Origin of the sequence: Streptococcus pseudopneumoniae, from assembly GCF_038148955.1 — a bacterium.
GTDB classification, from domain to species: Bacteria; Bacillota; Bacilli; order Lactobacillales; family Streptococcaceae; genus Streptococcus; species Streptococcus pseudopneumoniae_T.
Genome location: NZ_JBBJZY010000013.1, coordinates 54,961 through 66,116 on the forward strand (window position 1 = coordinate 54,961; position 11,156 = coordinate 66,116).

11 protein-coding genes and 1 pseudogene are annotated in these 11,156 nt (G+C 38.5%); 4 read left to right on the top strand and 8 right to left on the bottom strand.

The annotated features are described in order from the left end of the window. The 8 genes from cbpD to WKI23_RS06100 all read right to left on the bottom strand — a co-directional run bounded on the left by cbpD (position 1) and on the right by WKI23_RS06100 (position 8,257). Positions 1–1,362, bottom strand: coding sequence for a choline binding-anchored murein hydrolase CbpD (cbpD, locus tag WKI23_RS06065; RefSeq protein ID WP_368079280.1), 1,362 nt, complete (start codon positions 1,360–1,362; stop codon positions 1–3). An 87-nt stretch (positions 1,363–1,449) separates the two neighbouring features. After that, positions 1,450–1,716 carry a Veg family protein gene (locus WKI23_RS06070; protein ID WP_001278169.1) on the bottom strand — a complete coding sequence of 89 codons (267 nt, stop codon included), beginning with the start codon at positions 1,714–1,716 and terminating at the stop codon, positions 1,450–1,452. A gap of 1 nt (position 1,717) precedes the next feature. Beyond that, positions 1,718–3,070, bottom strand: coding sequence for a replicative DNA helicase (dnaB, locus tag WKI23_RS06075; protein WP_061830538.1), 1,353 nt, complete (start codon positions 3,068–3,070; stop codon positions 1,718–1,720). A 43-nt stretch (positions 3,071–3,113) separates the two neighbouring features. Next, a complete protein-coding gene (rplI, locus tag WKI23_RS06080) occupies positions 3,114–3,566 on the bottom strand; it encodes a 50S ribosomal protein L9 (protein WP_000864214.1) in 453 nt (150 codons plus the stop codon). Continuing rightward, complete coding sequence (locus WKI23_RS06085) at positions 3,563–5,536, bottom strand: DHH family phosphoesterase (protein WP_368079281.1); 1,974 nt, start codon at positions 5,534–5,536, stop codon at positions 3,563–3,565. The genes rplI and WKI23_RS06085 overlap by 4 nt, the downstream gene beginning before the upstream one ends. Before the next feature lie 135 nt (positions 5,537–5,671). Then, positions 5,672–6,220, bottom strand: a complete 549-nt coding sequence (gene hpf, locus WKI23_RS06090; protein ID WP_050073478.1) for a ribosome hibernation-promoting factor, HPF/YfiA family — start codon at positions 6,218–6,220, stop codon at positions 5,672–5,674. Positions 6,221–6,299: 79 nt separating this feature from the next. Beyond that, a complete protein-coding gene (locus WKI23_RS06095) occupies positions 6,300–6,962 on the bottom strand; it encodes a ComF family protein (protein WP_368079282.1) in 663 nt (220 codons plus the stop codon). Next, positions 6,959–8,257: a DEAD/DEAH box helicase gene (locus WKI23_RS06100; protein ID WP_368079283.1), complete on the bottom strand. Its 1,299-nt coding sequence runs from the start codon at positions 8,255–8,257 to the stop codon at positions 6,959–6,961. The genes WKI23_RS06095 and WKI23_RS06100 overlap by 4 nt, the downstream gene beginning before the upstream one ends. Before the next feature lie 55 nt (positions 8,258–8,312). Between WKI23_RS06100 and WKI23_RS06105 the strand changes: the two genes are divergently transcribed. The 4 genes and pseudogenes from WKI23_RS06105 to WKI23_RS06115 all read left to right on the top strand — a co-directional run. Then, a complete protein-coding gene (locus tag WKI23_RS06105; protein WP_368079284.1) occupies positions 8,313–8,948 on the top strand; it encodes a YigZ family protein in 636 nt (211 codons plus the stop codon). A 93-nt stretch (positions 8,949–9,041) separates the two neighbouring features. Further along, positions 9,042–9,137: pseudogene (locus WKI23_RS09420) on the top strand (PH domain-containing protein); the annotation flags it as partial. A gap of 96 nt (positions 9,138–9,233) precedes the next feature. After that, positions 9,234–10,160, top strand: coding sequence for a cysteine synthase A (cysK, locus tag WKI23_RS06110; RefSeq protein ID WP_368079285.1), 927 nt, complete (start codon positions 9,234–9,236; stop codon positions 10,158–10,160). 219 nt (positions 10,161–10,379) lie between these two features. After that, positions 10,380–11,156 (top strand): ISL3 family transposase (locus WKI23_RS06115; RefSeq protein WP_368079286.1); only part of this gene is annotated, 777 nt, incomplete at its 3' end.

Sequence of the window (11,156 nt, forward strand, 5' to 3'; positions counted from 1 at the left end):
CTACACTCGTACTCCATCACTGTTTACTCTGTAGCCATCCACAGTCGTATTAACGGCTAAGGCGCCTGAAGAGTAAGAATAATACCATTTACCAGAGACTTGATACCAGCCTGTTTTCATTGCCCCTGAACTATCTAAGTAGTACCACGAGCCATTTTCCTTTAACCATCCTGTCTGCATTTCACCAGATGATTTCAAATAATACCAGCTAGAACCATCTTTCAGCCATCCCGTTGATTTAGAACCATTTGATTTGAAATGATACCAACTACCATTTATTTTCTTCCAACCGATAGTCGATCCCGTATTTGAGCTATAATTAGAACTATTTCCTGATTGGTTCTGATAATTCTGTGAAGAAGCCACTCCTTCTAGCTGGATATAGCGACGACTTCCGTTATAAGCTGTATAACTCAACCACTTGTAGCCGTCTTTTTCGAGAATTTGATCATAATGAACATTCTCCCCAGGATAATAGTAATCAATTGCAGTTGCGCTAGCTAGTGGCTGATTTTTGATAGCAGACTTAGACTTGAAATAATGTGTTCCTCCTGTTGAAGAAAGAACAGAATTACCTAGAGGATTTTTATTCACAGCCTCCAATTGAACATAACGATAGCTTCCATTATAGGCAGTATAACTCAACCACTTGTACCCATCTTTTTCAAGTACCTGATCATAATGAACACTCTCACCTGGAGAATAATATGCAATTGAAGTTGCACTAACTAAAGGTTGATTTTTTATAGCTACCTTATTCTTAAAATAATGAGTTCCTCCTGTAGAAGAAGGTTGACTATTGAATACTTTGCCACTACTTACTACATTACCCCCAGCCAAATCTTTAAAATGAATAAATCCTGTCATCATATTTGCTTTTATACTTCGTTTATTATAGGCTTCTGTATAACCATAGTTATATTCCTCGATCTCAATCTGATCTCCCATTACATTTGACACCCAGGCAACATGCCCATAAGTTCCTGCAGTAGACCAAGCAATAGAGCCAATCGTCGGTGTATTATCTACACGATAGCCTTCACGACGAGCACGATGCCCCCATTCATTCGCATTTCCATAAGCCCTTGGAATCTCAAAACCATTGACACTACTCAAGCGAAAGGCCGCAAATGAAGTACACTGACGAGAGTACATGCGCCACTGATCAATTTCCTGACTCCCATTTTTATAGTAAGCAGGATAATCATCCCCACGCGCAATCGACCCATTCCCTCCAGAATAGGCATAGACACTATCACTCGCTGCTAACATCAATCCTACTACTAAAAAAGGAACAAGCTTTTTAACTGACATCTTCAAGTAATAACTTGTCCCTCTTGCTATACACGGTAAAATTTTCATTCTTCCTCCTTGAAAATAATATAAATCGAAGATTACCTTCACTTAAACTATTCGGAGAAAAAAGAAAAAGTGAGAAAATTTCTCACTTTAGTCCAGATAATGAATCAAATTCTTTTCAGTAAGGATATCTGAGTAAGTAAAGGATTCAACGTAAACATTAGCTTGTTTATCTCCTTCCACATTCCCAAATTCCACAATAAATAGGGATGGATAAACCTCAATTAGCTTACCCAATCTATTTTTTTGGCGCTTACGACCATTCTCCAAAGTCATTTCTACGACTTGTCCCTCATGTGCCTTGATTTCTTCTTTGATTTTTTTCATCTTGGCTACATCTGTAAATGCATCTGACATCTTATGCCTCCCTCTTTGAGATACTTGAAAATTTATTGTATTCTTTTTGGAAAATTAATTCCACCGTTCCACGAGCTCCACTACGGTTTTTCTCGATAATAACTTCTACCTTATTATTTGGGATGCCTTCCTCTTCTTCACCACCACGCTCATAGTAATCGTCGCGATAAAGAAAGGCTACGATATCAGCGTCCTGCTCAATAGACCCAGATTCACGAATATCAGACAAGACCGGTCTCTTATCCTGACGTTGTTCTACCCCACGAGAAAGCTGACTAAGAGCGATTACTGGAACCTTCAGTTCCTTAGCTAGGATTTTCAACTGACGTGAGATTTCTGAAACTTCTTGTTGGCGGTTTTCTCGACCAGTTCCCGTGATAAGCTGCAAGTAGTCTATCAAAATCAAACCTAGGTTGCCCGTTTCTTGAGCCAGTTTACGAGAACGAGAACGAATTTCCGTAATCCGAATCCCTGGTGTATCATCAATATAGATACTTGCATTAGCTAAATTCCCTTGAGCAATGGTATACTTTTGCCACTCTTCATCAGTCAGTTGACCCGTACGGATAGAATGCGACTCAACCAACCCTTCTGCCGCTAACATACGGTCTACTAGACTTTCCGCACCCATTTCGAGCGAAAAGATAGCAACCGTTTTGTCCAACTTGGTCCCAATATTCTGAGCAATATTCAAGGCAAAGGCTGTCTTACCAACCGCCGGACGGGCTGCTAGAATAATCAACTCCTCCTCATGAAGTCCAGTCGTCATATGATCTAAGTCACGATAGCCTGTCGCAATCCCTGTAATATCGGTCGTTTGTTGCGAGCGAGCTTCCAGATTTCCAAAGTTGAGATTCAACACATCTCGAATATTCTTAAATCCACTTCGATTAGCATTTTCGCTGACATCAATCAGGCCTTTTTCTGCCTGAGCAATGATTTCATCAGCTGGTTGTGAAGCCTCGTAAGCTTGGTTGACAGAGTCTGTCAACTTGGCGATTAAACGACGTAACATTGCTTTTTCTGCAACAATCTTAGCATAATACTCCGCATTAGCAGAAGTTGGCACAGAATTGACAATCTCAACCAAGTAAGACAAGCCACCAATATTCTGTAAATCACCTTGATTATCAAGAATGGTACGAACCGTTGTTGCATCTATGGCATCGCCACGATCGGATAAGTCAACCATAGCTTGGAAAATCAAACGATGGGCATACTTAAAAAAGTCCCGAGACTCAATGTATTCTCGCACAAAAACAAGTTTACTCTCATCAATAAAGATAGCCCCTAAAACGGATTGCTCAGCTAAGATATCTTGAGGTTGTACTCGTAACTCTTCTACTTCTGCCATCAGACTTCCCTTCCTTTTACAATCTTGTCAAGAAGGTGTAAATTTATCCTTCTTTCACACGAAGATTGATTACACTTGTGATATCTTGATAGATTTTCACTGGTACATCAATCAAACCAACTGCTCGAATCGGAGCTTGTACTTGGATATGACGTTTATCAATCTTAATTCCAAATTGCTTTTGCAATTCTTCTGCAATCTTCTTATTGGTAATAGAACCAAAGGTACGACCATCTGGACCAACTTTTTCAACAAATTCTACAACAGTTTCTTCTGCTTCAAGTTGGGCTTTAATTGCTTTCGCTTCTGCAATCATCTCAGCGTGAGCTTTTTCTTCAGATTTTTGTTTACCACGAAGCTCACCTACAGCTTGAGCAGTTGCTTCTTTGGCTAGATTCTTTTTGATAAGAAAGTTTTGCGCATACCCTGTTGGTACTTCCTTAATTTCGCCTTTTTTACCTTTTCCTTTAACATCTGCTAAAAAGATTACTTTCATTCTTCTTTCTCCTTTTCCTTTATTTCATTTAATACAATTTCTGTCAGTTTTTCACCTGCTTCTGACAAGGTTAAATCCTTAATTTGAGCTGCTGCCAAATTAAAGTGACCTCCACCGCCTAACTCTTCCATAATCCGTTGCACATTCAGTTTACTGCGACTCCGAGCTGAGATGGATATAAAGCCTTGTGTATTTTTCGCAAGAACAAAACTCGCTTCAATACCTGACATAGCTAACATGGCATCTGCTGCCTTACTAATAACAACTGTATCATAGCATTTCGTGTCCTTAGCCTCTGCTATTAGTACATCTGAACCTAATTTACGCCCCTGTAAAATCAGTTCATTGACCTCACGATATTCTTCAAAATCTGTCGCAGCGATTTCCTGGATAGCAATACTATCGCTTCCGCGCGTTCTGAGATAGCTAGCAACATCAAATGTCCGACTGGTAACTCGCGAGGTGAAATTTTTAGTATCCAACATAATACCAGCCATCAAGACACTTGCTTGCATACGACTCAAACGATTTTTCTTAGAATTCTGGAACTGAATCAATTCTGTTACCAACTCGCTGGCACTGCTTGCACCACTTTCGATATAAGTAATAACTGCATTGTCTGGGAAATCCTGATCCCTTCTATGGTGGTCAATGACGATGGTTTGGGTAAATAAATCATAAAATTCTTTTGATAATGTTAAGGCTGTCTTTGAATGGTCTACAAGAATCAACAAAGAACGATTGGTCACCATCCCCATTGCATCCTTAACAGACAACAACTTCGTAACTCCTTCTTTTTCTAAAAATGAAACAGCTCGTTCAATATCTGGAGACATTTGATTTTCATCATAAAGAGCATAGCTATTTTCAATCACATTGCTGGCAAACAACTGCATACCTACAGCAGAGCCCAAGGCATCCATATCTAAATTTCTATGTCCAACTACAAACACTTGATCCACACTACGAATCTTATCAGATATGGCTGTCATCATTGATCGAGTACGGGTACGAGTGCGCTTGATGGACGCAGCCGACCCACCGCCAAAGTAGACTGGATTTTTCGTTTCATCATTCTCCTTGACAACCACCTGGTCGCCACCACGCACTTCAGCCAAGTTCAAGTTGAGCAAAGCAACTTTCCCGATTTCATCGTGATTTCCATCACCATAAGAAAATCCCATACTTAAGGTCAAAGGCAACTGTCTCTGTTTCGACTCTTCTCTGAATGCATCAATCACAGAAAATTTATCATTCATCAAGCCCTCAAGCACCGTGTAGTCCGTAAATAGATAAAAGCGGTCCATACTCACTCGACGAGAGAACATCATGTATTTTTCTGAAAACTCTGATATAAAATTAGCTACAAAACTATTGATTTGACTAATATCTGACTCAGAAGTTGCATCCTCCAAATCATCATAATTATCCACAGACACAATCCCAATCACTGGTCGACTCGTTACCAATTCATCTGTTATGGCTTGCTCCCTGGATACATCTACAAAATACAAAACACCAGAAGAAGCATCCATATGAACAGCATAACGCTTCTCACCCAGTTTGGCATAAGTAGACGGATTTCCTACTGAAGCCTTGATAATCGTTTGAACAGCTTCCAAGTCAAAATCTCCATCTTCCTTGGTCAAAATCAATTCAGCATAGGGATTAAACCACTCAACCTCTCCAGAAGATAAATTCAATTTCATAACACCTACAGGCATCTGTTCCAATAGAGATGTCAAACTTTCTTCCGCTTGGTGGTTTACATACTGTATCTGTTCTACATCACTCCTTGTATAATGCACTCTCAGTTTCTTAAATAAAAAAACATAGCCTCCTACAAAAAGAAACAAAATGAAAACCGTCAACAGATTATTATTAACAAAAATAATGAAAGTGGATAAGACTCCAAACGCAATCAATCCTACTAGAATAGGAAAAATTGGACTTACATAAAATTTTTTCATTCCAAACCTCTTGGCACCCATTATACCATAATACCCCTCAAAAAGCGACTTTTTAAAAGTGTAATCAGTAATTCTATCAATTATAAGAAAAAGGAGGTTTACAATTCAGTAAACCTACCTTTACACATATTGAAATTAAGATTCTTTAACCTCTAACAAACCAATTTCGCCATCCTCACGACGATAAATCACATTGGTTGTTTGATCTTCAACATCCACATAGATAAAGAAATCATGCCCCAATAAATCCATTTGTAGAATAGCTTCTTCCAAATCCATTGGTTTTAAATCAATTTGTTTTGAACGAACAACTTTAGACTGGACAACATTTGAATCTTCCACCAAAGCATCTGTAAATAATTGACTAGTTGCTACCTTATTTTTATTTTTACGCTCTATTTTTGTTTTATTTTTACGAATCTGACGTTCAATTTTATCAGTTACAAGGTCAATTGAACCATACATATCTTGAGACACATCTTCTGCGCGGAGAGTAATAGATCCAAGCGGAATCGTTACTTCCACTTTAGCCGTTTTTTCACGATACACCTTCAAGTTAATTCGGGCATCCAACTCTTGTTCTGGCTGGAAGTACTTTTCGATCTTTTCGAGTTTAGAAACTACATAATCACGAATTGCTTCTGTTACTTCTAGGTTTTCACCACGGATACTATATTTAATCATATGAGTACCTTCTTTCTAAACATTTTTGTTTTTATGATTTTATTATAACGCTTTCATTCTATTTTTGCAAATTTTTTCCTCATCTTACAAGGGAAAATGTTTTTACATCCTTAGCACCAGCTTCTTCCAACAGTCTCTTAACACGATTTATAGTTGCTCCTGTAGTATAGATATCATCTATAAGTAGGATTTTTTTAGGAATAGTGACTCCACTTTTAATAAAGAAAGGAAGTTCTGTCCCCAAGCGCTCTGAACGATTTTTAGAAGAACTTGCTCTCTCTTCTCTTTTCCCTAGTAAATCCAGATACGAAAAACCTGCTGCCTCTACCAAGCCCTCAACCTGATTAAATCCTCTGTCAAGCAATCTTTCAGGGCTTAGGGGAATTACGACAAATCTATACTCTTTGTACTTTTTTAACTCCGCACTTAAAAATGAAGCGAAAACTTTTCTTAACAGGAAGTCTCCATCAAACTTATACCGACTGAAAAAATCCTTCATAGCTTGATTGTAAGTAAAAATCGCTCTATGACTGACTTCAACTCCTTCTTTACACCAAAGTTGACAATCTTGACATTTTGTTGACAAACCTGTTTTCATACAATTTGGACAATTCTCTTCCCCAATTCTTTCAAAAGTAAAATCACAGTCTGAACAAAGACAAGAATCATCATTCCTCAGAAGTAAGAGACTACTAAAAGTTAAAACAGTCTTCATAGTCTGCCCACATAACAAGCACTTCATAGACCAGCCTCCTTATTCATCATCTGAATTTCCTTAATCGCCTTCTTGATTGAATCATTTAACCCATCATGGAAGAAAAGCAAATCTCCTGTCGGTCTATCCATGCTTCGTCCAACTCGTCCACCAATCTGAATCAAACTAGACTTGGTAAACAGACGATGATTAGCCTCTACTACGAAAACATCCACACAAGGGAAGGTAACTCCACGCTCCAAGATCGTCGTACTGATAAGTATTGTCAGTTCTCCATCTCGAAATGCTTGTACCTGCTCTAATCTATCCTCTGTTACAGAAGATACAAAACCAATTTTCTCATTTGGAAATTGCTCCTGTAAGATTTCTTTTAGTTGCTCCCCTTTTTTAATTTCTGATGCAAAAATAAGTAACGGATAAGCTGTCTTTCTCTGCTTCTCAATATAGGACTTTAACTTTGGCGACAAACACTTCTTATCTAAGTAGCGATTAAAATCCGATAACCAAATTGGTTTTGGAATAATCAACGGATTTCCATGAAACCGTCTCGGTAAACTCAGTCTTTTTAGTTCTCCTAAACGGACCTTTTTATCTAACTCATCGGTCGAAGTCGCTGTTAAAAAGATTCTCAGCCCATTCTCCTTTACACTATTCTTGACAGCATGGTAAAGCGTGGGATTGTCAACATAAGGAAAAGCATCTACTTCATCCACTATCAGCAAATCAAAAGCTTGATAAAATTTCAATAACTGATGGGTCGTCGCAACAACTAGTGGTGTTCGAAAATACGGCTTTGATTCTCCATGTAGGAGGGCTATCTCGCAAGAAAAATCATTTTGCAAGCGTTTGTACAGCTCCAAACAAACATCTATGCGAGGACTGGCCAAACACACTGCACCACCCGCATTGATTACTTTAGCCACAACTTGATAAATCATTTCTGTCTTTCCTGCTCCTGTTACCGCATGAACTAAAGTTGGCTCTTGCTTCTCTACTGCTTGAATCAGTCCCTCTGACACCTTCTCTTGAAAAGGAGTTAATTGACCACGCCATTTAAGAACATCTTGCTTCGGAAAATCCTCCTGCGGAAAATAGTATAAAGCTTGATCACTCCTAACTCTCTTCATCAGCAAGCATTCCCGACAATAGTAAGCACCAATGGGTAAATACCATTCCTCCAGAATAGCACTATTACAACGTTGACAGACAAGTTTCCCCTTATCCTTTCTCATTGCTGGAAGTTTCTCCGCCAACTGACGCTCCTCTTCTGTTAATTCATTCTCAGTAAATAAACGACCGAGATAATCTAAATTTACTTTCATACTTCTTTATTCGTAAAAACTAGCACTTTAGATGATTTTTTAGTACAATTAAATCATGGAATTTAGAACAATTAAAGAGGATGGTCAAGTCCAAGAAGAAATCAAAAAATCACGCTTTATCTGTCATGCCAAGCGTGTTTATAGCGAAGAAGAGGCTCGTGACTTCATTACCACCATCAAAAAAGAACACTACAAAGCGACGCATAACTGCTCGGCCTTTATCATTGGGGAACGTAGTGAAATCAAACGTACAAGTGATGATGGTGAGCCTAGTGGTACTGCTGGCGTTCCCATGCTTGGGGTACTAGAAAATCACAATCTCACTAATGTCTGTGTGGTCGTGACACGCTACTTTGGTGGTATTAAACTAGGCGCTGGAGGACTAATTCGTGCTTACGCCGGCAGTGTCGCCTTAGCTGTTAAAGAAATTGGTATTATTGAAATAAAAGAACAGGCTGGCATTGCTATTCAAATGTCTTATGCTCAATACCAAGAGTATAGTAACTTTCTTAAAGAACATGATCTCATGGAGCTGGATACAAACTTTACAGATCAAGTCGATACGATGATTTATGTTGATAAAGAAGAAAAAGAAACTATTAAAGCTGCACTTATAGAGTTTTTTAATGGAAAAATCACTTTAACTGACCAAGGTTTACGAGAAGTTGAAGTTCCTGTAAACTTATTGTAAACAATGGATAATACAGCGTTTCGTTGATATTTTCACCGCTACTTTAATTAGTAACATAAAAAGATGCTTGCCAAGACCTACTAGAAAATGAAGCAATTCAAAAAGAAAACGGATAGTGTTCTCCTTTACACCTATTTACTAGAATTAGCCTATCACAATCGCTTAAAAATTAATGGCTTAGACCTATGATATAAAAAAATCCTATCGCTCCGATAGGATTTCTATATTTTACAAATGGTATAGTTAGCGTTATACTAGAAATATCTTATACAAAGAGGTATTCATATGTCTATTTATAACAACATTACTGAACTAATCGGTCAAACTCCGATTGTTAAACTCAACAACATTGTGCCAGAAGGTGCTGCAGATGTCTATGTAAAACTTGAAGCATTTAACCCTGGTTCTTCTGTAAAAGACCGTATTGCTCTTAGCATGATTGAAAAAGCTGAACAAGACGGTATTCTGAAACCTGGTTCTACTATTGTTGAAGCAACAAGTGGAAACACTGGTATTGGACTTTCATGGGTAGGGGCTGCTAAAGGGTATAAAGTTGTTATCGTTATGCCTGAAACTATGAGTGTGGAACGACGTAAGATTATCCAAGCCTATGGTGCTGAACTCGTCCTCACCCCTGGTAGCGAAGGAATGAAAGGTGCTATTGCCAAAGCCCAAGAAATCGCTGCTGAACGCGATGGTTTCCTTCCTCTTCAATTTGACAATCCAGCAAATCCAGAAGTACACGAAAGAACAACAGGAGCTGAGATACTAGCTGCTTTCGGTAAAGATGGATTAGATGCCTTTGTTGCTGGAGTTGGTACTGGTGGTACAATTTCTGGTGTTTCTCATGCACTCAAAGCAGCAAATTCAAACATTCAAGTTTATGCAGTGGAAGCTGATGAATCTGCTATTCTATCTGGTGAAAAACCAGGACCACACAAAATTCAAGGTATCTCAGCTGGATTTATTCCTGATACACTGGATACAAAGGCTTATGATGGTATCGCTCGTGTAACGTCAGACGATGCTCTAGCACTCGGCCGTGAAATTGGTGGAAAAGAAGGTTTCCTTGTAGGGATTTCTTCAGCTGCAGCTATCTACGGAGCCATCGAGGTTGCCAAAAAATTAGGTACAGGTAAGAAAGTCCTTGCTCTAGCACCAGATAACGGTGAACGTTATCTCTCCACAGCACTCTATGAATTTGAAGTTTAGTCTCCTAAATACAATTGGCCCTTATTATAGGGCTTTTTGTTTTTACCTTGAAAATAGGAAGCTCTCCCTATAGGGATCGACTGCATAGAAAAAAGGGGCTCTATAATATTTGTAGTGGGTAAATCCCCTATAGATATTATGGAGCCTATTTTGTTGTAGAAAAAAAGTCCCATAAGATCTATAATGAAAAGCGACAAAACCATCATTAGAAAGAATCATATGGAACAATTACATTTTATCACAAAACTACTCGATATTAAAGACCCTAATATCCAGATTATAGACATCATAAATAGGGATACCCACAAAGAAATCATCGCTAGACTGGATTATGAGGCCCCTTCTTGTCCTGATTGTGGAAGTCTAATGAAAAAATATGACTTTCAAAAACCATCTAAGCTCCCTTACCTCGAAACAACTGGTATGCCTACTAGAATTCTCCTTAGAAAACGCCGTTTTAACTGCTATCAGTGCTCAAAAATGATGGTTGCTGAGACTCCTCTAGTAAAGAAAAATCATCAAATCCCTCGTATCATCAACCAAAAAATTGCTCAGAAGCTGATTGAAAAAACTTCTATGACCGATATTGCTCATCAGCTTGGCATTTCAACTTCAACTGTTATTCGCAAGCTCAATGACTTTCACTTTAAGCATGATTTTTCTCGGCTTCCAAAGACTATGTCTTGGGATGAGTACTCCTTTACCAAGGGAAAGATGAGTTTCATTGCGCAAGATTTTGACAATCTCAATATCATCACTGTTCTTGAGGGAAGAACACAAGCTATTATTCGAAATCACTTTCTTAAATATGATAGAGCCGTCCGATGTCGAGTGAAAATCATTACTATGGATATGTTTAGTCCCTACTATGCCTTAGCTAAACAGCTTTTTCCATGTGCTAAAGTCGTTCTAGATCGTTTCCATATTGTACAACATTTAAGCCGTGCTATGAGTCGTGTGCGTGTCCAAATCATGAATCAGTTCGATCAAAAATCC